The 21912-nt window shown below is 70.5% G+C and carries 18 protein-coding genes; 6 read left to right on the top strand and 12 right to left on the bottom strand.

The genetic code is table 11. The features are described 5' to 3' along the window. Nucleotides 1–76: 76 nt before the first annotated feature. Both HP550_RS04625 and HP550_RS04630 read left to right on the top strand, forming a co-directional pair. A complete protein-coding gene (locus HP550_RS04625) occupies nt 77–496 on the top strand; it encodes a barstar family protein (RefSeq protein WP_175346413.1) in 420 nt (139 codons plus the stop codon). 120 nt (nt 497–616) lie between these two features. Further along, nucleotides 617–1297, top strand: a complete 681-nt coding sequence (locus HP550_RS04630) for a leucine-rich repeat domain-containing protein (RefSeq protein ID WP_175346414.1) — start codon at nt 617–619, stop codon at nt 1295–1297. Nucleotides 1298–1330: 33 nt separating this feature from the next. Here the strand turns inward: HP550_RS04630 and HP550_RS04635 are convergent, their stop codons facing one another. Then, nucleotides 1331–1552 (bottom strand): hypothetical protein, encoded by a 222-nt coding sequence (locus HP550_RS04635; protein ID WP_175346415.1) that lies wholly within the window; start codon nt 1550–1552, stop codon nt 1331–1333. Between the two features lie 626 nt (nt 1553–2178). Between HP550_RS04635 and HP550_RS04640 the strand changes: the two genes are divergently transcribed. After that, a complete protein-coding gene (locus HP550_RS04640; protein WP_175346416.1) occupies nt 2179–4290 on the top strand; it encodes a DUF3238 domain-containing protein in 2112 nt (703 codons plus the stop codon). A 65-nt stretch (nt 4291–4355) separates the two neighbouring features. Next, complete coding sequence (locus HP550_RS04645) at nt 4356–4832, top strand: hypothetical protein (protein ID WP_175346417.1); 477 nt, start codon at nt 4356–4358, stop codon at nt 4830–4832. Nucleotides 4833–5130: 298 nt separating this feature from the next. On the opposite strand, the gene HP550_RS04650 is transcribed toward HP550_RS04645, so the two are convergent. Both HP550_RS04650 and HP550_RS04655 read right to left on the bottom strand, forming a co-directional pair. After that, on the bottom strand, nt 5131–6252 hold the full coding sequence (locus HP550_RS04650) for a tyrosine-type recombinase/integrase (RefSeq protein WP_175346418.1): 1122 nt from the start codon (nt 6250–6252) through the stop codon (nt 5131–5133). Between the two features lie 228 nt (nt 6253–6480). Further along, on the bottom strand, nt 6481–7467 hold the full coding sequence (locus HP550_RS04655) for an aldo/keto reductase (protein ID WP_175346419.1): 987 nt from the start codon (nt 7465–7467) through the stop codon (nt 6481–6483). A gap of 74 nt (nt 7468–7541) precedes the next feature. On the opposite strand from HP550_RS04655, the gene pdxR reads away from it, so the two are divergent. After that, nucleotides 7542–8966: a MocR-like pyridoxine biosynthesis transcription factor PdxR gene (gene pdxR, locus HP550_RS04660; protein ID WP_175346420.1), complete on the top strand. Its 1425-nt coding sequence runs from the start codon at nt 7542–7544 to the stop codon at nt 8964–8966. Here the strand turns inward: pdxR and HP550_RS04665 are convergent. Further along, a complete protein-coding gene (locus HP550_RS04665; protein ID WP_175346421.1) occupies nt 8944–9357 on the bottom strand; it encodes a MerR family transcriptional regulator in 414 nt (137 codons plus the stop codon). The genes pdxR and HP550_RS04665 overlap by 23 nt on opposite strands. Before the next feature lie 57 nt (nt 9358–9414). Here HP550_RS04665 and HP550_RS04670 point away from each other — a divergent pair, with 57 nt between their 5' ends. Beyond that, nucleotides 9415–10674, top strand: a complete 1260-nt coding sequence (locus tag HP550_RS04670; RefSeq protein ID WP_175346422.1) for an MFS transporter — start codon at nt 9415–9417, stop codon at nt 10672–10674. Nucleotides 10675–10741: 67 nt separating this feature from the next. Here the strand turns inward: HP550_RS04670 and HP550_RS04675 are convergent, their stop codons facing one another. Genes HP550_RS04675 through HP550_RS22910 form a run of 8 tightly spaced genes read right to left on the bottom strand, consistent with a single transcriptional unit; the run spans nt 10742 to nt 21852 of the window. Then, entirely contained in the window at nt 10742–13108 is a 2367-nt protein-coding gene (locus HP550_RS04675; RefSeq protein WP_175346423.1) for an arylsulfatase, read from the bottom strand. Between the two features lie 45 nt (nt 13109–13153). Next, complete coding sequence (locus HP550_RS04680) at nt 13154–14158, bottom strand: SUMF1/EgtB/PvdO family nonheme iron enzyme (protein WP_175346424.1); 1005 nt, start codon at nt 14156–14158, stop codon at nt 13154–13156. 49 nt (nt 14159–14207) lie between these two features. After that, nucleotides 14208–14894: a response regulator gene (locus tag HP550_RS04685; protein WP_175346425.1), complete on the bottom strand. Its 687-nt coding sequence runs from the start codon at nt 14892–14894 to the stop codon at nt 14208–14210. Continuing rightward, nucleotides 14894–17407 (bottom strand): DUF4118 domain-containing protein, encoded by a 2514-nt coding sequence (locus HP550_RS04690; protein WP_175346426.1) that lies wholly within the window; start codon nt 17405–17407, stop codon nt 14894–14896. Before HP550_RS04690 ends, HP550_RS04685 begins: the two co-directional genes overlap by 1 nt. Beyond that, on the bottom strand, nt 17404–18045 hold the full coding sequence (kdpC, locus tag HP550_RS04695) for a potassium-transporting ATPase subunit KdpC (RefSeq protein ID WP_175346427.1): 642 nt from the start codon (nt 18043–18045) through the stop codon (nt 17404–17406). The genes HP550_RS04690 and kdpC overlap by 4 nt, the downstream gene beginning before the upstream one ends. Next, the gene (kdpB, locus tag HP550_RS04700; RefSeq protein WP_175346428.1) at nt 18045–20102 is read right to left on the bottom strand and encodes a potassium-transporting ATPase subunit KdpB; all 2058 of its coding nucleotides are present in this window, start codon (nt 20100–20102) and stop codon (nt 18045–18047) included. Before kdpB ends, kdpC begins: the two co-directional genes overlap by 1 nt. Continuing rightward, a complete protein-coding gene (gene kdpA, locus HP550_RS04705) occupies nt 20099–21763 on the bottom strand; it encodes a potassium-transporting ATPase subunit KdpA (protein ID WP_175346429.1) in 1665 nt (554 codons plus the stop codon). The genes kdpB and kdpA overlap by 4 nt, the downstream gene beginning before the upstream one ends. Beyond that, nucleotides 21760–21852, bottom strand: a complete 93-nt coding sequence (locus HP550_RS22910) for a potassium-transporting ATPase subunit F (RefSeq protein ID WP_175346430.1) — start codon at nt 21850–21852, stop codon at nt 21760–21762. Before HP550_RS22910 ends, kdpA begins: the two co-directional genes overlap by 4 nt. Between the last annotated feature and the right edge of the window lie 60 nt (nt 21853–21912).

Here is a 21912-nt window from a genome sequence, read left to right on the forward strand (position 1 = left end):
ACCAGAAGGTGGAAGGCGCGCAGTTGCCGACCGGGATGGCGCTCCTCCATCGCGCACCCTCAACGATGATGGGCGGGTGACCGAAAACGCTGATGAGCGACCCGCGCTGGTGATCGACGGCAGCCGCTTCGACGACTTCGCGGGGTTCGCTCGAGAGTTCACGCGGTTGCTCGACAACTACTCGTGGGGCGGGAGCCTCGATGCCTTCAACGACATCCTGCGAGGCGGCTTCGGCACGCCGGAGGGTGACTGGACTCTGCGGTGGATCAACGCCGACCGCTCCCGAACCGCCCTGGGCTACGAGGCAACTGCGCTACGCCTCGAAGGGGTGCTGGCGACATGCCACATGACCAGCCGTGAACACGTTCGCGAACGCCTTGTGATGGCCAACCGACGAGAAGGACCGACGCTATTCGACGAGATCGTCGAGATCATTCGCGTGCACGGGCTCGGCGGCGCCGAGGCCGACGACGGCGTCTCATTGGATCTCCGCTAGCCGCCCCGGGATGGTCTTGACGGCTGGGTACCGGTCAGCGGCTAAGGCGCTAGCCGGGGAGCGCTGCAAAGCGCCGACGAGAGCGGCCGAGTTCTGTCACACGTAGACGTTGGGGCACAAGTGGATGACCGGGAGATCATCACCTCCGTCGACGAGTACACGGGTGAGACCCAGGTGCGGATCGCAGCGACCCAGCTCGGACCGGAGTTCTCCAGAACCCAGGCTCAACGGATCGTCGCTGGTTGGGTGGACTTCTTCTCGGCCGGGCCCTCGTCGATCGAAGACCTGCAGTTCGTCACCCGTACACCGAAGCGGCTCTTCGACGCTCTGGCCGGGCAGACGCAACTTCGCCGACTCACGCTGAAGTGGGGCGACTACGAGGATCTCCACGCACTCACGGGCATGGCGCACCTGCTCGAGCTGCACCTCCGGGGAGCATCGAGTGTCCGCTCGATCGACCCACTAGCAGAGTTGACCTCAGTCGAGACCTTGGAGATCGACTCCCTCCGCCACGCTCGTGTACTCGACGCAGTCGGGGCGATGGCGTCGGTACGGGACCTGGAGCTGGGCGGCGACTGGATGTCGATGCGGGTCGCCCACGTCGAGTCGATCGGATTTCTCGCCGCGATGCCGCAGCTGGAGCGCCTGCGGCTTCACACCATGGTTGTCGACGATCTTGACTACTCGCCGCTCCTGTCGATCCCGAAGCTGAAGTCGCTTCGAGTGATGAAGGCGAGAGGGATGAGCCCCACCTATGAGGCACTCGAGGCGTCGCCCGCTTGGGACGACCTCAACGCCTGACCCCCGGGCCGGCAGGTGACGCATTCTCGTCCTCTAGTCAGAGGTCGGGCTACGAAGGCGACCAATGGCCGACGCGACAGCCGCTTCCCAGTCGTGCCACTGAGCCGGGTCGAACGTTCCACCATCGGCTTGAAACTCGGTCCACGACAGAATCTGTTCGATGGTCTCGCGCCGCTCGGGAGGCTCGCGCTCGTTGAACTGGGCAAGGAAGCATCGCATCGCTTCAAACGCTTCGCGCGAGGTCAGGTCCGACACCCGCGCATCATCACATGGCGGCCGCCACCTAGTCGGAGGACTCCTGGTCGAGCGCGGAAGCGAAGTGATCGGCGACTCATCTTGCACTGCGTGGCACGGAGGACGGTGTCCTGGCGGCCAGCGACTCTCGGCCTGTCCGGCCCGCACCTCTGACGCCGACCTGCACGAAGGGCCGGGCGCCCTCCCCCTCTTGGTGGGGACCTCTGAGCGTCCTTTTCCTTCCGCCTGGGGTGCAGATGGGCGAAGACGTCGCCTTCACGCGCGCACTAGACCGAACGAGTGATATACACGCCTATTGCTCGGCTGGAGTCTTGAGTATAAATCACTCTTGTAACATCCCTCGTGACGCTCGAATGGTCGGGCAAGTGAAGGGTGGAAGCGTGAGCAATCGGACAAAGCGATGGCCCGCGATGATGCGGGCAGGCAGTAGCGCGGCGGGTGTCGCATTGCTTGTCAGCGCAGCTTCGGCGGCGACGGGAAGTGAGGCAACCAGTGCGGCTCCCCCGGGGCTGGTGCAAAGTGCGTCAATCTCGACGCCCGCGCTTGCGCGAGTGATTGGGGGACCGACGTTAAGCGCAGCCAGCGGCGCCACAGCCAGCGCGCTGCCCTCAGCTAGTACCGCGTCGGTGTTCCTGGCTGCATCGGCGGACGAGCTTGCCTACGCCGTGGCGGCCGCCAATGCCTCCCAGACCAACACGATCGCGATCGTGGCGAGCTCAGGCAGCGATGGAGGCGCTGTCTTGGCGCAGCTCGCGCCTTTTGCTCCGGACACGATCAGGCTCGTTGGCAGACCCGCTAGTTTCTCGCCTTCGTTGCTCCAGTCACTCGCGGGGGCATACACGGTCGACGACGACCTCGTCGCCTCGACCCCGACGGGTTGGACGCTCGCAGCTACCGAACCCTCGCGCCGCGAACGCGTAGTCGTCGGAAACACTACGATCGCGGGCTCTGTGGAGATCGCCACGACGCTGGCTGTCGCCACAGGCGCAGCCTTGCTCGTTCTCGATGGAACCGACGGTGGGACCGAGGTCTCTGCCATCCTCGACGACACCGCGAACACGCAGGTCACCATCGTGGGTGAGGGGGCGCTGACCGCAGCTGACGCGCTCGGCGAGTCAGCCGTGAACCGTGTGGTGAACATCCCCATCTCTGACCTGAACGGCGCCGAGCGCAACGTTGCCGCCCAGATCATCGGGGCGGGCGCTAGCGTCCGGAAGATTGTTGCCGCCCCGTCACGCAGCACTGCCTCGCTGGCATCAGCCGCGCGGATTGCCCGGGAGTTCGGCGCCGTCCCGATGAGCCAAGCCTCTGCCGTCACGTATGCCGGACTACTCGCACAACCGATCACTGACGTGAGCAGCACGGGTGTCGGCGCGACGGAGACTCTTGCGGCCGCCGTTGAAGACGCACAACGCGTGTTCCCTGCCTTGCCGGCATGGAGAGTGACCGACACCGCTACGGGCGCAGACGACTTCTCGATCAGTTACACCGCGGTTCCGGGCGCAGCTACCTACACCGCGTATGACGGCTACGGCGAGCCTGTGGCCTCTTCGAACACCACAACACTCGTCGTGCCTGGCGTTGCTAGCGCGGTGGCGATCGTCGCCGAATCAAGTTCGTTTGACTACCTCGGAACACTTCAGTACAAGGTGAACGAGTACCGCACAGAGGCCGACAGGCCGACTGCAGTCATCGCATCCACCTCGCAGGCGAGCAACAACTCCATAGTGTTCCTCGGCGCCGCGGGCCTCCCGCGACTTGTCACACGCACCGCCATCCCGATCACCGGCGAGATGCCCGATCCTGACAACACAACCACCGAAGTGGCGATCACATGTGCGCCTACGTTCACGGACGATGTCCTGGACCCGACTTTGCAACATCAATACAACCTCGTCACTCTCAGCCAGAGCCCGACGGCGTGCGGGCAGCCGGGGTCTGCAGGTGATGCAGTCGTGCGCGACGTCGGCGGCGTCACCTTCCCTGCCACGGAGTATCCGATGCTGGGTGCCGAGCGCGCTAACGGGATCGCGGCATCGACCCCAGATGTGGATCGTGCGGCGTCGCGCTCGCTCGTCCAGCAGGCCATCGCAGCCAGGGCGAACGACACGGCCATCGGAGACAGCGGTAGGGCCTTCGCGCCAGGCGACGATTGGGCACCCATCCGCTTCCGCTATCAGGCGTTTATTCCGGAGACCATCCTGTGGGCCCCCGGAAGCACGGGATCGCTCGGCCGACCCTGGCAGTACTTCGGGGGTGACGGTCGATCGCTCGACCCCAACGGGAGTTACAGATACCGGCAGGACGCGACTGTCTACTTCGGTTCAGCTCACAACATCTCCTACACCGAGTGGATGGGGACGTCGCACAAGTACGCCTGCCGCTGGCCGAACGGCACGGACTGTGTTCACCAACAGACGGCAACGGCGTCCACCTCCGAGCTCACGCTTCGCGCCCCGTCACACACCAACACGTCGGCCAAGTTCGCATTCACGAACGCTGCCAGCAATCCGCTCCATGCCGCGGCTCCAGCAATCAACGCGGACATCGGCTTCCACTTGAACCCTGGTGGGACCACTATCCGGGGTAGCCACGACTCGATGCCGCGACACGAGATCTGGTTCACGGTCGAGGGATGGAACGAGTGGTACCACGCCTACTCGAGCACGTTCTACACGGCCGCTTGCCTTCTGGACGTAGCGCCCGCGTGCACGACCCGGTTCAACGTCGGGATCTAGGTTCAGCTGGACGGTCCGGCGCAACGCCGGGCCGTCCAGCTCCGCTTCCAAACTAGAGTGGGACGATGGTCAGACTTCGCGATTGGCTCGTCGCCGGGGCCGTCGTGCCGGCTGCGATGGTCCTCCTACCCGGCATCGTCGTGATCTTCAGCATGGGAGTTGACGACGCGGTATCGACCATGGGTGTCATCTTGCTGTCGATGGTGCTCCTGGTGCCGCCCGGCGCGCTTCTCGGCGCAATTCTGGGCATGATCGTGTTAGTTCTCGCGCGGCGCCTGCCAGCGCCGGGTCATCCAGATCGGCGCCCAGCACTGGTCCGCGCAAGCGTCGGGACAGCACTCGTTTCAGTCTGCGCATGCGTGACATTGCTTCGCTTCACGGCTAGCGACGGGTTGGCTTGGTATGAGTTACTCGCCTATGGCGCGGCATTCGCAACCATTCCTACGGCGCTCGCAATCATCGCCTTTCGTCGCTGGCGACCGACGCCTGCACGCGCTGCTGGCGCGCCAAATCGCGAGGCACCAAGCGCTACCTCGCCATAGCGCGTCTTGGTGTGTACCGCGTAGGTCCACACCTCGTGCCGGCCGGACGAGAATCATCGGTCCACCAACGATCGACCTGTCAGTGCGGGTCACGCAGCCGACCAGCGCGACCCGTCGACAGGTTTACTGTTAGCAGGTTTGCGCTGTAGGGGCCAGATCGCCTGCTGCTGACTGCCCGACTGCTTGGCCGACCTGCATGCACGTACGTCAGCAGGTGCCGAGAAGTAGCCGCCCACAAGGGAAGGCATGTCGAGGAGGCTCGCGTCCGTCACACGAGACTCGCATCTGGGTGGGGGACTTAGGTTTCGGGCGCCATATCGTCGGACGAATCGGCGCTAGCCAAGCGGGACAATGCGTAAGCGATAACACGGTCGCGATCGGCCGCGGCGTGCTGGTAGCGCATTGCCATGGCTGGCGTCGTGTGCCCGAGCCTCGCCATCAGCTCTGCGACTGTGGCGCCGGAAGCTGCTGCGAGCACGGCACCCGTATGTCTGAGCGCATGGAACGACAGATCCGGACGCCCAGCAGCGAGTTTGGCTCTCGCAAATGGTCCGCGGAAGCGGTGCGGGGACAGCTGGAGGCTGACGCTCCGCGTATCCGGGAAGAGCAACGCGTCTGGCCGTACTCCGACGCGTTCACGGATGTGCTTCGCGAGAAGCGGCAGCAGATGGGGAGGGATGGCCACGTCGCGTGCACCGGCATCGGTCTTCGGGGTGTCCACCACAGGCACACCGGTCAGCCAGGTCACTCCCCTGCGGACACGGACCACCCCGGCATCGAGATCGAGGTCGGCGCGCCGCAGCTCCGTGACCTCCCCGAAGCGGAGCGCGCACCAGGCCCCGAGAAGGATCATCGGCTGGAACTGGGCGTCGACCGCCTTGGTGAGCGCCTCGAGCTCCGCCAGCGAGGCAGGTCGGATGTTCTTCGAACGCCGGCCGACTGATCCGGCACCCTCGACGCGGCACGGGCTCGACTCGATCAGCGTCTGACGCCAGGCGGTATTCAGCATGGTGCGGAACAGCGCGTAGACGTGAGCGCGTTCTGTGCGCCGATCGGGCAGGAGCGTCCCGTACCACTCGCTCACGGTCGCCGGCTTGATGTCGACCAACCGGACGTCACCCCACGTCGGCTCGAGTGCCTTGACGAACTGCCGGGTGTAGAGCGTTCGGGTCGACTCCTTGAGGTCGCGCTGCTCGAGCCAACGCCTGCCGAACTCGCCAAACGTCGTCACGACGGCGGTCGGGTTGACCTTGCCCTCGCCGATGAGGACGCGCTGCTTGGCGAGCCACGCCGTCGCTTGAGCCTTCGTTCCGAAGGTGTCCGGCGCGGTGATCGACTGCTCGGCTCCGGGCACCTGATAGCGGGCCTGGTAGCGGCCGCTGGGAAGCTTCCGGACCGACCCGAAGTCACGTCGAGACACCTTTTGAACCTTTCCGGCGTGCCAGATACGTGCCAGAAGTCGGCGAAATCTGGTTCAACGGGGTTCACGTTATCACCCGCAAAAGGTACGCAAAGGTGCAGGTCAGAGGCGCATTCGGTCCGCTCGGTTCATCTCCGTTCATAGGCCACTTCGAAGGTTCGAGTCCTTTCGCGGGCACCACACAGCAGCAGGACGGTCATCGGCGCGCAGACGGGCGCGCCGCGCTCGTCAGGCCTCGTCGAGCCGGGTGCGCAGCTCGTCGTCGAGCACGAGGTCGAGCGCGCCCAACGACTCGTCGAGCTGTGCGACAGAGTGGGCGCCGACGATCGGGATGACGGGCGTCGACCCACCGAGCAGCCACGCGAGCGCGACCTGGTTCGCCGTGGCGCCGACGTCGCGCGCGACCTCGTGCAGCACCTCGACCCGACGCCGGCTGCTCGGGTGGTCGGCGCCGCCGAACAGCGGCTTGTCGGCGCGCGTGAAGGCACCCTGGTGGAGCGGCGAGTACACGGTCACGGCGAGCGGCGGGCGGCCGTCGACCCCCGTGGACGCGGCGTAGTCGAGCAGGTCGCCCGATACCCAGTTGGACCGGAACGGCGTCGGGCTCGGGTAGACGTAGCCGCCCTGCTGCTGGACCAGGCCGTACGGCTCGACGCCCAGGCGGGCGGCGGTCTCGCGTGCCTCGACGACGCGCCACGTCGTGACGTTGGAGATGCCCGGCACGCCGACCACCCCGTCGGCCACGAGCTTGCCGAATGCTCCGACCGTCTCCTCCAGCGCGGTGTCGCGGTCGTCCACGTGCCCGTAGAGGACGTCGAGCCGGTCGACGCCCAGGTGGCGCAGGCTCGTGGCGGCCTCACGGTGGATGGTCTCGGCGCTCAGACCCTGGTAGTTCGTCGGAGGTGTGCCCGAGAGCGGCAGCGCCGGGTCCTTCTTGGCGGCGCCGCACTTCGTCGCGATGCGGACGCGGTCCCGCAGCCCCCGCGAGGCCAGCCAGGCGCCGATCACGTCCTCGCTCTCGTGCCCGTGGCCGCCCGCGTCCCAGGCGTTGTAGTTGTTCGCGGTGTCGAGGAACGTGCCGCCGGCATCCACGAAGCGGTCGAGGACGTCGAACGCCACCTCGCGCGGGGTGTGCGTGCCGAAGCGCATGGTGCCGAGGCACAGGACGCTGACGTCGGTGGAGGTGGGGCCGGAGCCGATGGTGCGCTGCTGCATGGTGATCTCCTCGTGCGTTCTGGTGACAGGTTCGACGCTAGGCCTGCAGCGGACCGGGACTATGGTCCATTCCTGTGGCAGGCGACCAGACCAATCGGTGGGTCGGCGACGCGCTCGTCACCATCGAGGGCGGCCAGCCGGTGCACGTCGCGCTCGAGCAGGCACTGCGCGCCGCGGTCCGCGAGGGACGACTCCGCCCGGGCGACCCGGTGCCGCCGAGCAGAGCACTGGCCCGCGACCTGGGCGTCTCGCGCTGGGTGGTGACGCAGGCGTACGGGAGCCTCGTGGCCGAGGGCGTGCTGGACGCCCGCACGGGCGCGGGCACCCGGGTCGCGTCCACGTCGTGGCCCACCCGCACGCCCACCCGAGCTCCTGATCGCGCGGTCCGTCCGCGGCCCGCGTTCGACCTCGGGCCGGGTGTGCCGGACCTGCGCCACCTGCCGCGCGCTGCCTGGGTCTCGGCGGTGCGCACGGCCGTGGCGTCCGCGACCGCCGGCGACCTCGTCGCGCCGGACCCTCGCGGCGTGCCCTCGCTGCGGCAGGCGCTGGCCGATCGGCTGGCCGTGACGCGTGCGGTGCTCGTCGATGCGGACGCCGTCGTCGTGACGCACGGCGCTGCGGACGGCATGACGCGCCTGGCGCGGTCGCTGCGTGCCGCGGGCCACGACTCCGTGCTCGTCGAGGACCCGAGCTGGCCGCGGCTGCGCGACGTCGCCGCGGCTGCCGGCCTGCATCCGGTGCCGGTACCGGTCGACGAGAGCGGCGTGGACTCCCGTGCGCTCGTGGAGGCGGCCGAACGCACCGGAGCTCGTACCGCGCTGGTGACGCCCTCGCACCAGTTCCCGGTCGGCGCCGCGCTCGTCCCGGCGCGGCGCGAGGCGCTCGTCCGATGGGCCCGCTCCGTCGACGGAGTGATCATCGAGGACGACTACGACGCCGAGTTCCGCTACGACCGCCGCCCCGTGGCGGCCCTGCGCGCGCTCGCGCCCGACCGCGTCGCACTGGTGGGCTCGTGGAGCAAGACGCTCGCCCCGGGGCTCGGCATCGGGTGGCTGGTCCCTCCTGACGACGTCCCCGCCGCGCGCGCGGGGCTCGACGTCGACGCGAGCGCTCCCCCGTCGCTGCACCAGCTCGCCTGCGCGGCACTGCTCACCGACGGGGGTTACGACCGGCACCTGCGTTCGGCCCGCGCTCGGTACCGGCGCCGACGGGCGGCTCTGCTCGCCGCGCTCGAGCGATGGCTGCCGGGCCTGCCCGTGACGGGGCTCGCCGCGGGACTGCACGTCGTGCTGGGGCTGCCGCCCGGAGTCGACGAGGACCGCGTGGCCCGGCTGGCTGCGCGACGCGACGTGCGCGTGGTTCCGGCAGGTCGCTATCGCGTCGGGACCTCGGCCCGCCCCCCGGCGCTCGTCGTCGGGTACGGCAACCTGGTCGACGCGCGGCTGGACGAGGCGGTGGCCCGCCTGGCCGCAGCCGTCAGTGAGGCGGCGCCGAACTGAGCGCGGGAGCGTGGGCGCCCTCCAGAACGGCGGTCGCGTGCTCGGTCCGCTGGAGGTACTCGCACAGGGTGCGGCGGCTCCTGGTCAGGCAGGCGATCCGCTCGTCGAGCCCAGTGAGCTCCTCGGCGAGCATCTGGGCAACCTGTCGGGTGCACGACGCGGCGAGCCCGTCGGCCCGGGTGTCCTCGAGGTCGAGCAGCACCCTGGCCAGCCGGGTCGGCACGCCGGCGCGGACCAGGCCGACGACCTGCTCGACGCGGGCGACGTCCCGATCGTCATAGGTGCGGTACGTGTTCGTGGTGCGGGCCGGCGAGATGAGGCCCTGCTCCTCGTAGTACCGCAGCAGTCGGGTGGAGACCCCGGTGCGGCGGGAGAGCTCACCGATCTTCACGACGGTCCTCCGGTCCGCTTGACCTTCACACTGATGTCAAAGTCTAGCGTCGCTCACATGGACCTCGAACCGACGTCGCCACCTCCGACCACCACCTCGACGACGCTGCCGTGGCCCAGCCTCGTCGTCCTCGGCGGTGCGACGTTCGTCATGGTCACCGGCGAGATGCTCCCCACGGCCGTCCTGCCGCAGATGAGCGCCGACCTCGGCGTCACGCAGGCCCGCACGGGCCTGCTCGTCTCGCTGTGGGCCCTGACCGTCGTCGTCGCGACGTTCCCCCTGGTCCGGCTCACCCGCCGGTGGGACAGACGCGCGGTCGTCGCTGGGGCGCTCGCGGTCTTCGCCGCCGCGTCCGCGCTCACCGCCGTCGCGCCCACCTACGAGGTGGCGGTCGCCAGCCGGCTGCTCGGTGCCGCCGTGTGCGGGCTGCTCTGGGCGACCGTCAACGCGCACGTCGCCGATCTCGTGCCCTCGCACTCCCTCGCCACAGGTGTCTCTGTGGTGCTCGGCGGGGCGACCCTCGGCACCGTCATCGGGGTCCCGCTCGCGAGCTTCGTCGCCCAGGGTTGGGACTGGCGCGTGGCGTTCGGGACGCTCGCCGTGCTCGGCGGCGTGGCGGCGGCGCTGGTGCGGGCGGTCGTGGCGCGCAAAGTCGTGCCCGGGTCCGCCGACGAGCGCGTCGCGGCCCCTGGCGGGCAGTTGCGACCGGTGCTCGTGGTCGCCGGTCTGGTGGGTCTCGTGCTCGTCGGGCACTTCGCGGCGTTCACCTTCGTCACGCGGCTCGCGGCCGACGCCGCCGCTGGGCTGCCCGGTGGCGTGAGCGGGGCGCTCCTGGTGTTCGGGGCGTCGTCGGCCGTCGGACTCGCCCTCGTCGGCCGGGTGCGGGACGGCTGGACCGCGACGGCGCTCGTCGCGGCGACGATCCTCGTGGCGGTGTCGCTGCTCGCCCTGACCGTCGTCGACGGCCACCCGGTGACCGGCCTCGTGGTGCTCGTGGCGTGGGGTCTCACGTCGGGCACGCTCCCGCCGCTGGCCCAGACGCTCATCATGCGGGTCGCCGGACCGGAGCACCGGGGCACGGCCGGCGGCGTCATCCCGGTGGTCTTCAACCTCGGGATCGCCGTGGGGGCCGCGGTCGGCAGTCTCGTCGTCGAGCGGTCCACGCCGGCCGCACTGCCGGTGCCCGCCGCGCTGGTCGTGGCGGTCGCGGCGGTCGGGCTGGTCGTCTCGACGCGGTCGCGTGCCAGCGAGCCGGCGGACGTCCGGGCCTCGCGGGCGGTCGTCGAGTCCGCGACCCCCGCGTCGTGCCCGGCGTGACGCCCGCCCCGCGCGGGGTGGTCGGCGGCGGACGACGCCGCGCAGCACGCTCGTAGCCCGGAGAGCGCTACTGCCGAGCCATCGCGATGCGCAGCCGTTCCTGGGGGTCGATGAAGTGGTCGTGGTCGTCGGTGCCGACATCCAGCTGGACCCAGCGGATCTTGCCCGTGAAGCGGCTGGTCCGGGCGTCGTAGCCCGAGCTCACGGAGGTGCCGGACTCGTACCCGATGTCGGTCGTCTCGTCGGCGGAGAAGACCATCGGCTGCGTCGCCCCCACCCGCCCCGAACCGACGGCCCTCCCGTCGTGGTAGAGCGTCACGTCGCCGCCCTTGGCCAGTCCGCCGCCGTCGTACGCGAACTCCATGCGCAGCTGGTGCGTGCCGGCGGGCACCGGTTCGTCAGCGGTGACGGTGAACTCCTGGATCCCCAGGACGTTGTACGTGTAGGTCAGGCGACCCCGGTCGACCCACACGCTCCAGCCGCCGAACCGCCCACCCTGCGCGATGAGCACCCCGTGCACGCCGGACTCGGGGAGGTCGACCTCGGCCGTGATCGAGTAGGAGCGGTTCTTCATGCTCACGACGCTGTTCTCCGAGAGCCGGCCCATGCCGGCGAAGAAGAGCTGGGACGTGCCGCGCAGGAGCGTCGGCCGCCCGGCCATCGACGGTTCCAGCCGCTCGGACGTGCGGTCGTCGATGGGCAGCACGTTGTACTTCGTCGCCTCGATCAGCCAGAGGCGCTGGAGCTTCGCGAGCAGATCGGGGCGGTCGGCGGCCAGGTCGTGGGCCTGGCTGAAGTCGACCGAGCCGTCGTAGAGCTCCCACACGTCGTCGTCGAACGCCGGAATCGTGCCGCCGACCATGATCCAGGGCGTGCGGTGCTTGGTGACCGCGCTCCACCCGCGGTGGTAGATCCCACGGTTGCCGAACATCTCGAAGTACTGCAGGTCGTGGCGCTCCGGGCTGTCGGGCTGGTCGAACGTGTACAGCATGCTCGTGCCCTCCATGGGCGACTGCTGCACGCCGTTGACCATCGCCGGCTCGGGCAGCCCGGCGGCCTCCAGGACCGTCGGGGCCACGTCGATGACGTGCGTGAACTGGGAGCGCAGCCCGCCCTTCTCGGCGATGCCGCCGGGCCAGTGCACGATCGTCCCGTTGCGGGTGCCGCCCCAGTGCGACGCGATCTGCTTGGTCCACTGCAGGGGCGAGCTCATCGCCCAGGCCCACCCCACCGCGTAGTGGTTGTACGAGGACGGCGACCCCAGCTCGTCGAGCTTTCCGGCCAGGAACTCGGGCGTCTCCAGGGCAGCCATGCCGTTGAAGTTCGCCATCTCGTTGAACGCGCCGTTGAGCGTCCCCTCCGCCGATGCGCCGTTGTCGCCGACGATGTAGTAGACGAGCGTGTCGTCGAGGATCCCGAGGTCGTCCAGGGTGTCGACGATCCGGCCGACGTGGTGGTCGACGTGCTCGAGGAACCCGGCGTAGACCTCCATCTGGCGGGCCAGCACGGGCTTGAGCTCGTCGGGCATGTCGTCCCAGGACGGGATCTCGTCGTGCCGGGCTGTGAGCTCCGCGTCCGGCGGGATCACCCCGAGCTCCTTCTGCCGGGCGAACGTCCGCTCACGCTGCGCGTCCCACCCGTCGTCGAAGGCACCCGCGTACTTGTCCGCCCACTCCTTGGGCACGTGGTGCGGGGCGTGCGTGGCACCCGGTGCGAAGTAGACGAAGAACGGCTTGTCGGGCATGAGGGCCTTCTGCTGCCGGATCCAGCCCACCGCCCGGTCGGCCAGGTCCTCGGTGAGGTGGTAGCCCTCCTCGGCCGTCGCGGGCGGATCGACCGGCGTCGTGCCCTCGTACAGCGCCGGGTCCCACTGGTTGTTCTCGCCACCGATGAAGCCGTAGAAGGTCTCGAACCCCCCGCCGCCCGAGGGCCAGGCGTCGAACGGCCCCATGGGCGACGACTGCCAGACGGGCACCTCGTGGCACTTGCCGAACTGCGCGGTCGAGTACCCGTTGAGCTTGAGGGTCATCGCGAGCGGCGCCTTCGTGTTCGGGCGCACGGAGCTGTTCCCGGGCGCCGAGGTCGCCGTCTCGGTGATGCTGCCCATGCCCACCGAGTGGTGGTTGCGGCCGGTGAGCAGCGCCTGCCGCGTCGGAGCACACAGGGCCGTCGTGTGGAAGCGGTTGAAGCGCAGGCCACCGCTCGCCAGGCGTTCCGCCGTCGGCGTGCTGCACGGGCCGCCGAACGCGCTCGACGCGCCGAAGCCCACGTCGTCGAGCAGGACGACGACGACGTTCGGAGCGCCCGGCGGAGGGAGGAGGGGCTCGATCGGCGGGAACGCCGTGTCCGGGTCCTTCGCGTCGTACGTCGTCAGCGTCGGCGCCGGTCGGTCCGGGATCGGCAGCATGGTGCGTGCGTGGCTGTCGGGGCGCATCGGGTCCTCCGTCCGGATCCGGGCAGACTGCCCGTCCCCTCGACGCTAGGGACGGGCCGGAGGTGCGACATCACCAACATCGCATGAAGCCGCGGCGGCGGCGCACCGGAACCCGATGTTGCCGGCCGAGGAGTCGGGCGTGCTCGAGCTGCGCGAGTCCACCCGGTAGCGGAAGCAGTACGACTCGTGGCAGAGGTACGACCCGCCTCGCATGACCCGCGCCGAGCCCTGGGCCGGACCCGTCGGGTCGACGTCGGCCGACGACGCGTAGGCGTCCGGGGCGAACCAGTCCTGGCACCACTCCCACACGTTGCCCGTGGTGTTGTGCAGGCCGAGGTCGTTGGGCGCGAACGCGTCCGCCGGTGCCGTGCCCAGGTAGCCGTCCTCGAGGGTGTTCCGCGTCGGGAACTCCCCCTGCCACACGTTCATCCGGTGCTCGCCACCGGGCTCCCGCTCGTGGCCCCACGGGTAGTGCGCACCGGCACGACCGCCCCGCGCCGCGCGCTCCCACTCGCCCTCGGTCGGCAGCCGGAGCCCTGCCCACGAGGCGAAGGCAGAGGCGTCCGACCAGCTCACGTGGACGACGGGATGGTCGGCCCGGTCGACGACGTCGGAGTGCGGCCCCTCGGGACGCCGCCAGTGCGCACCCTCGACCTGACGCCACCACGGCGTCCCGACCGCAGCACGGGTCGGCGGGAAGTCGTCGGGCAGCAGGCCTGCGAAGACGAACGACCACCCGAAGACCTCGGCCTCGGTGCGGTACCCCGTCGCCTCGACGAAGCCGGCGAACTGGGCGTTCGTCACCGCCGTCCGCATCATCCGGAACGGTCGGAGCGTGACGACGTGCGCCGGACCCTCGCCGTCGGACGGATAGCCGTCAGGCCCGTCGTGACCCATGACGAACTCGCCGCCGGGGACGTCGACCAGGTCGGCGACGACGGAAGCGCGGAGGGACGCCGCCGCGTCCCGCGCGAGCGTGGGAGCTCCGAGCGTCAGGGGTGCCGGGTCGTGGGCGGCCCCGGGAGCGCAGCACGCGTGATCGGTGGTCACGCCGCCATCCTCCTCGTCGCTCGAGGCCTCGAGGGCCCGGCCCGGCCGGTCACGGCTCGAAGATGTACCCCATGCCCGGCTGCGTGATGATGTGCCGCGGGTGGGCCGGGTCCTCCTCGAGCTTGCGGCGGAGCAGGGCCGAGTACACGCGCAGGTAGTGGGTCTCGTCGGAGTACCCCGGGCCCCAGACCTCCTGGAGCAGCTGGACCCGGCCGACGAGCCGGCCGCGGTTGCGGACCAGGACCTCGAGCATCGACCACTCCGTCGGGCTCAGCCGCACCTCGACCCCGTCCCGGAGGACGCGCCGGCGGGCCAGGTCGACGGTCAGCGCTCCCGCGGTGACGACCGCGTCCTCGGTGTCGGACGGGATCGACGACCGCCGGACCGCGGCACGCAGCCGGGCGAGAAGCTCGTTCATGGCGAAGGGCTTGGTCACGTAGTCGTCGGCCCCCGCGTCGAGGGCGTCGACCTTGTCCTCCCCGTGCTGCCGGGCGGACAGGACCACGATCGGCACATGGCTCCACCCGCGGATCGCGGTGATGACGTCGAGCCCGCTCATGTCCGGCAGGCCGAGGTCGAGCAGGACGACGTCGGGGGTGTGCGACGCCGCCGCCGAGATCGCCGACGCCCCGTCCGCCGCTGTCGTCACGTCCCAGCCGGTGGCGCGCAGCGTGATCGACAGAGCGTGTGCGAGGCCGGGCTCGTCGTCGACCACGAGGATCTTGTTGCCGGCCATCAGGCTGCCGTCTCCGCGAGCGGGACGGTCACCAGCATCGTGAGACCGCCGCCGGGGGTGTCCTCGACGCTGAGCTCGGCGCCGACGGCGGTCGCGAGCCCGTCCGCGACCGCCAGCCCGAGGCCGAGACCCGTGCCGCTGGTGTCGCCCAGCCGCTGGAACGCGGCGAACATGTGCTCCTTGACGTGGTCCGGGACGCCGGGTCCGTCGTCGACCACCCGGACGACGACGTCGTTGCCGACGACCGCCGATGCGACCAGGACGGGGCTCCCGGGCCTCGCGTGCCGCACGGCGTTGGACACCAGGTTGGCGATGACGCGCTCGAGGAGGCCCGGGTCGGTGTGCACGAGAGGCAGGTCGTCCGGCACCTCCAGCACCACCGCGCCCGGTGGGTAGCCCTCGATCGCGAAGGGCACGATCTCGTCGAGACTCGTCGCCCGCAGCACGGGTCGGACGCTACCGGTCTGCAGCCGGGACAGGTCGAGCAGGTTGTCGATGAGCCGCTCCAGGCGCGCGGTGGACTCCTCCAGCGTCCCGACGAGGGCCGCCCGGTCGGCGTCGTCGAGGTCGAGGTCCGTGGACGTCAGCCCGTCGACCGAGGCCCGGATGGTCGCCAGCGGGGTGCGGAGATCGTGCGAGACGGCGGCCAGCAGAGCGGTGCGGGTGGCGTCAGCCTCGCCGAGGACCCGCGCCTGCTCGGCCTGGGCACGCAGCCGCTCCTGCTCCAGCACGATCCCGACCTGCGACGCGAACGCCTCCAGCACGCGGCGGTCGCTCGCGGGGAGCACCCGACCCGTGAGCGCGAGCACCCGCTCGTCGTCGACCACGAGCACGACCTGGGCGGCTTCTGGGCTCAGCGCGGGGTCGGTGCCGTCCGTCGCCAGGACGTCCCACCCGCTCCCGCGCCTCGCCAGCAGCGAGACCGCCTCGAGCGTGAACGTCTCCCGCAGCCGGGCGACCAGCGCGGCGGCGGTGTCCTCGCCCGACAGGACCGACCGGGAGATGGCGGCCAGAGCCGAGGCCTCGGCTCGCGCCCGGAACGCCTCGGTCGTCCGCCGGGCGGCCAGGTCCACCACGGAGGCGACCCCCGCCGCCACCAGCAGGAACACCCCGAGCGCGAGCGCGTTCTCGGGTTCGGCGACGGTGAGCTGTCCGGTGGGGAGCGTGAAGAACCAGTTGAGCAGCAGGAAGCCGACGAGCGCGCTGACGATGGCGGGCCAGAGACCGCCGACGAGCGCGACCAGGACGGTGAGCGCGAGGAAGAGCATGAGGTCGGTGGGCAGGCTGACGAGGTCGCCCATCACCGAGAGCAGAAGGGTGAGCAGGATGGGCCCGAGCAGGGCGACCACCCAGCCGGCGGTCCGCCGAGGTCCGGACAACGCGGAGCCGCGGCCGGTCCGACGACGTCCGGCCCGGGCGCGCTCGTGGGTCACCAGGTGGACGTCGATCATGCCGGCGAGGCGGGCGATCTCGGTCCCGTTGCTCTCGCGGACCGCCTCCTGCCAGCGACTGCGGCGGGACACCCCGACGACGATCATCGTGGCGTTCACCCCGCGCGCGAAGTCCACGACGGCGCTCGGGACGTTTTCTCCCACGACCGTGTGGAACGTGCCCCCGAGCGACTCGACCAGCGCGCGCTGTTCCGCGATCCGCGCGGGCGGGGCACTCGGCAGCCCGTCCGTGGCAAGCACGTGCACGGCCTGGAGCTCCGACCCCGCGGCACGCTGGGCGATCCGCGCTCCACGCCGGAGCAGCGTGTCCCCCTCCGGCCCGCCGGTGACCGCGACGACCACGCGCTCGCGCGCGGGCCACGGCGACTCGATCCGGTGGTCGCGCCGGTAGGTGGTGAGCGCGTCGTCGACCCGGTCCGCCAGCCACAACAAGGCGAGCTCGCGCAGGGCGGTCAGGTTCCCGACCCGGAAGTACTGCGCCAGGGAGGCGTCGATCTGCTCGGACCGGTACACGTTGCCGTGCGCGAGCCGACGTCGGAGGGCCTCCGGCGCGAGGTCGACGAGCTGGATCTGGTCCGCGTCGCGCACCACGTGGTCCGGCACCGTCTCGCGCTGCTTGACGCCCGTGATCGCCTCGACGTCGTCGTTCAGCGACTCCAGGTGCTGCACGTTCACGGTCGTCACCACGTCGATGCCCGCCGCGAGGAGGTCGTGCACGTCCTGCCAGCGCTTGGCGTGCACGCTGCCGGGCACGTTGGTGTGCGCGAGCTCGTCGATCATCGCCACCTGCGGTGCCCGGGCGAGCACGGCGGGCACGTCCAGCTCCGTGAACTCGCTGCCGCGGTGCTCGATCGCCCGTCGCGGCAGGACCTCGAGCCCCTCGAGCAGCGCCGCCGTCGCGAGCCGGCCGTGGTCCTCGACGAGACCCACCACCACGTCCGTCCCACGGGACAGGCGGCGGTGGGCCTCGTCGAGCATCGCGTACGTCTTCCCGACGCCGGGGGCGGCGCCGAGGTAGACGGTGAGCCGACCGCGCCTGGGGAGCTCGTCGGCTGGGTTCATGAGTCCATTGTCTGCAGTGCGAGGTTCAGGCGGAGCACGTTCACCCGCGGCTCACCGAGGACGCCGAGGTCGCGACCGACAGTGACATCGTCGACGAGCGCCTGGACCTCGTCCTGCGACAGACCTCGCTCCCGTGCGACGCGGGCGACCTGGAGCCGCGCGTACTCCGGCGAGATGTCGGGGTCCAGGCCGGACGCCGACGCGGTCAGTGCGTCCACCGGCACGACGGCGGGTTCGACGCCCTCCGCGTCGGCCACGGCGGTACGTCGTTCCTCGACGGCAGCGAGGAGGTCGGCGTTGACGGGGCCCAGGTTGGACCCGGCGGACGCGAGGGTGTCGTACCCGTCGCCGGCAGCCGACGGGCGGGGGTGGAACCACTCCGGGCCGTCGACCGCCTGGCCGATCAGCAGCGAGCCCACGGCGTCGTCACGCGTCGTCACGCGCTCCCCCGTCGACGCGACGAGCGACCCGTTCGCCTGCCACGGGAACGCGACCTGCGCGATGCCCGTGACCGCGAGGGGGTAGACGAACCCGAGCAGGACCGTGAGCACGAGCAGCACGCGCAGCCCAGCCCAGGTCTGGCGCGCGAAGGCGACGGTGTCGGATCCGGACGGGTAGTGCTGGCGTGCGGTCGTCATCAGGACATCCCCAGGGCAGTGACGAGCAGGTCGATGAGCTTGATCCCGAGGAACGGGGCGATCACGCCGCCGAGCCCGTAGACCAGGAGGTTGCGGCGCAGGAGGGCGCTGGCCGACGACGGTGTGTACCGGACTCCGCGGAGGGCGAGCGGAAGGAGCGCCACGATGACCAGCGCGTTGAAGACGACGGCCGAGAGGATGGCCGACTGCGGGCTGGTCAGGTGCATGACGTTCAGGACGCCCAGCTGCGGGAACGCGACGACGAACATCGCCGGCAGGATCGCGAAGTACTTGGCGACGTCGTTCGCCACCGAGAACGTCGTCAGGGCCCCGCGCGTGATGAGCAGCTGCTTGCCGATCTCGACGATCTCCAGCAGCTTGGTCGGGTTCGAGTCGAGGTCGACCATGTTGCCGGCCTCCTTCGCGGCGGTCGTCCCGGTGTTCATCGCGACGCCGACGTCGGCCTGGGCGAGTGCCGGGGCGTCGTTGGTGCCGTCGCCGGCCATCGCGACGAGACGTCCGCCCTCCTGCTCGCGCCGGATGAGGGCGAGCTTGTCCTCAGGGGTCGCCTCGGCGAGCACGTCGTCCACACCCGCCTCGAGCCCGATCGCCCGGGCCGTCAGCGGGTTGTCGCCGGTGACCATGACGGTCCGGATGCCCATCGCGCGCAGCGCGTCGAACCGCTCGCGCATGCCCTCCTTCACGACGTCCTTCAGGTGGATGACCCCGAGGACGCGCGCCGGACCGGCGTCGAGCTGCTCGGCGACGACGAGCGGGGTGCCGCCCGACGCGGAGATCGCGTCGACCGTCGCCGCGACGTCGTCACCCGCGTGACCGCCCGTGGACCGGACCCAGCGGATGACCGCCGCTGCGGCCCCCTTGCGCACCGACCGTCCGGGCAGGTCGACGCCGCTCATCCGGGTCCGCGCGGCGAACGGCACGAGCTCCGCACCGGCCAGGTCGTGCCGCTCGCGCAGCCCGAACCGCTCCTTGACCAGCACCAGGACCGAACGACCCTCGGGGGTCTCGTCGGCCATCGAGGACAGCTGCGCAGCGTCCGCGAGGAGCGCAGGGTCCACCCCCGCAGCCGGGAGCAGGTCCGCCGCCTGGCGATTGCCGAGCGTGATGGTGCCGGTCTTGTCGAGCAGCAGCACGTCCACGTCGCCCGCGGCCTCGACCGCACGGCCGGACATCGCGAGCACGTTGCGGCGTACCAGTCGGTCCATGCCCGCGATGCCGATCGCGGACAGCAGGGCGCCGATGGTGGTCGGGATCAGACAGACCAGGAGTGCGACCAGCACGATGAGTGGCTGTCGGGCGCCCGAGTAGACGGCGAACGGCTGCAGGGTGACCACGGCGAGCAGGAAGATGATCGTGAGCGTGGTGAGCAGGACGTTGAGCGCGACCTCGTTCGGTGTCTTCTGCCGCTCCGAACCCTCGACCAGCGCGATCATGCGGTCGACGAAGGTGTGGCCGGCCGGTGCCGTGATCCGCACGACGATCCGGTCCGACAGGACGACCGTTCCCCCGGTGACCGCCGACCGATCCCCTCCGGACTCGCGGATGACCGGCGCGGACTCCCCCGTGATCGCGGACTCGTCGACGCTCGCGACACCCTCGATCACGTCACCGTCGCCGGGGATGGTCTCCCCCGCGACGACGACCACGACGTCACCGACCCGCAGCGACGACGAGGCCACCTCGACGGTGTCGGGGCCGACGACCTTGCGGGCCGTCGTCTCCCGCTGCGTCGCACGCAGGCTCGCGGCCTGCGCCTTCCCCCGGCCCTCCGCCACCGACTCCGCGAGCGTGGCGAACAGGACCGTGAGCCACAGCCAGACGGTGATCGACCAGGCGAACGCGCTCGGCTCGACCACCGCGAGCACCGTGGTGAACGCCGCGCCGACCTCCACGACGAACATGACCGGCGAGTCCCAGAGCCGTCGGGGATCCAGCCCCCGCAGGGCGCCGGGCAGGGCTGTGGCGAGCTGCCCCGGGGACAAGGTCGTCGGGGCCGCGGCGACGGTGCGCGGCTTCTCGAGAAGGGTGGTGCTCATGACAGGGACTCCACGACGGGACCGAGGGACAGGACGGGGACGAACGTGAGGCCGACGACCACGAGGGTCACGGTCACCAGGAGGCCGACGAACAGCGGCGTGTGGGTGGGCAGGGTGCCGGCGCCCTCGGGCACCTTCCGCTGACTGGCGAGCCGGCCGGCCAGCGCCAGCACGAGCGCGATCGGCACGAACCGGCCGACGAGCATCGCGAGGCCCAGCAGGGTGTTGTAGAACGGCGTGCCCGTGGTCAGCCCGCCGAACGCGGAGCCGTTGTTGTTCCCGGCGGACGCGAAGGCGTAGACGATCTCCGAGAGGCCGTGGGGGCCACCCTGAAGCTGACCGGCCAGGCCTGCGGGCACCGAGATGGCGATCGCGGAGCCGATGAGGACGACCGCGGGCATGGTCAGCACGTAGAGCGCGACGAGCGTGATCTCCTGCCGACCGATCTTCTTGCCCAGGTACTCCGGCGTCCGTCCGACCATGAGTCCGGCGAGGAACACCGCCACGATGATCAGCACGACCATCCCGTAGAGCCCGCTGCCTACGCCGCCCGGCGACACCTCGCCGAGCAGCATCCCCACGAGCGCGACCCCGCCGCCCGGTGCCGTGAGCGAGTCGTGCATGGAGTTGACTGCCCCGGTCGACGTCATGGTCGTGGAGGCGGCGAACAGCGCGGACGCGGCCTCGCCGAAGCGGACCTCCTTGCCCTCCATCGCGCCCCCGGCGGCGGCGGGGACCAGTCCGGGTCCGGCCAGCTCGGCCCAGGTGAGCAGGCCGACGGCGGCGACCCACAGGGTCGACATCGCGGCGAGGATCGCCCAGCCTTGCCGACGGTCCCCGACCATCCGGCCGAACGTGCGGGGCAGGCTGAACGGGATGAGCAGCAGCAGGACGACCTCGAGGGCGTTGGTCCACGGGGTCGGGTTCTCGAACGGGTGCGCGGAGTTGGCGTTGAAGAAGCCGCCGCCGTTGGTGCCGAGCTCCTTGATGGCCTCCTGCGAGGCGACCGGCCCTCCGAGCACCGACTGCGTGCCGCCGGCGAGCGTGCCGATCTCGGCGTGGGCGCTCAGGTTCTGGATCACGCCGCCCGCGACGAGCACGAGAGCCGCGACGAACGCGAGCGGCAGCAGCACCCGGACGGTCACCCGGACGAGGTCCGCCCAGAAGTTGCCGACGCGCGAGTCCGTCCCGTGCCGCGCGAACCCGCGGGCGAGCGCCGCGACGACGGCGATGCCGACCGCGGCGGACACGAAGTTCTGCACCGCGAGCCCGGCCATCTGGAACAGGTGCCCGGCGGCCGCCTCACCCGAGTACCACTGCCAGTTGGTGTTGGTGACGAACGAGACCGCGGTGTTCCACGCGCCGGCCGGGTCGAGCGGTGCCATCCCGATGTCGAGCGGCAGCCTGTCCTGCAGCCGGCCGAGGCCGAAGAGGACCAGGACGGAGGCCAGCGAGAAGCCGAGCACGGACAGCAGGTAGGTGCTCCAGCGCTGCTCGGCGTCCGGGTCGACCCGCATCACCCGGTACCCGACCCGCTCCACGGCGAGGTGCCTCGGCGAGGTCAGGACCCGGAACATGTGGTCACCGAGGGGCCGGTGCACGACGGCGAGGACCAGGACGACGATCCCGATCTGGCCGATCGCGGTCCACGTGGCGCTCATCGGACCTTGTCCGAGCGCAGCAGCTGGACCACCAGGTACACCAGGAGCGCGCCGGCCACGACCAGGCCGGTGATGTCGAGGCCGCTCATGATCGGTCCGCCCGGCGGGCGAGCAGCGCGACGGTGGCGAAGAAGGCCACGGTCAGCGCG

The organism is Cellulomonas humilata, from assembly GCF_013359775.1.
Lineage (GTDB): Bacteria > Actinomycetota > Actinomycetes > Actinomycetales > Cellulomonadaceae > Cellulomonas > Cellulomonas humilata.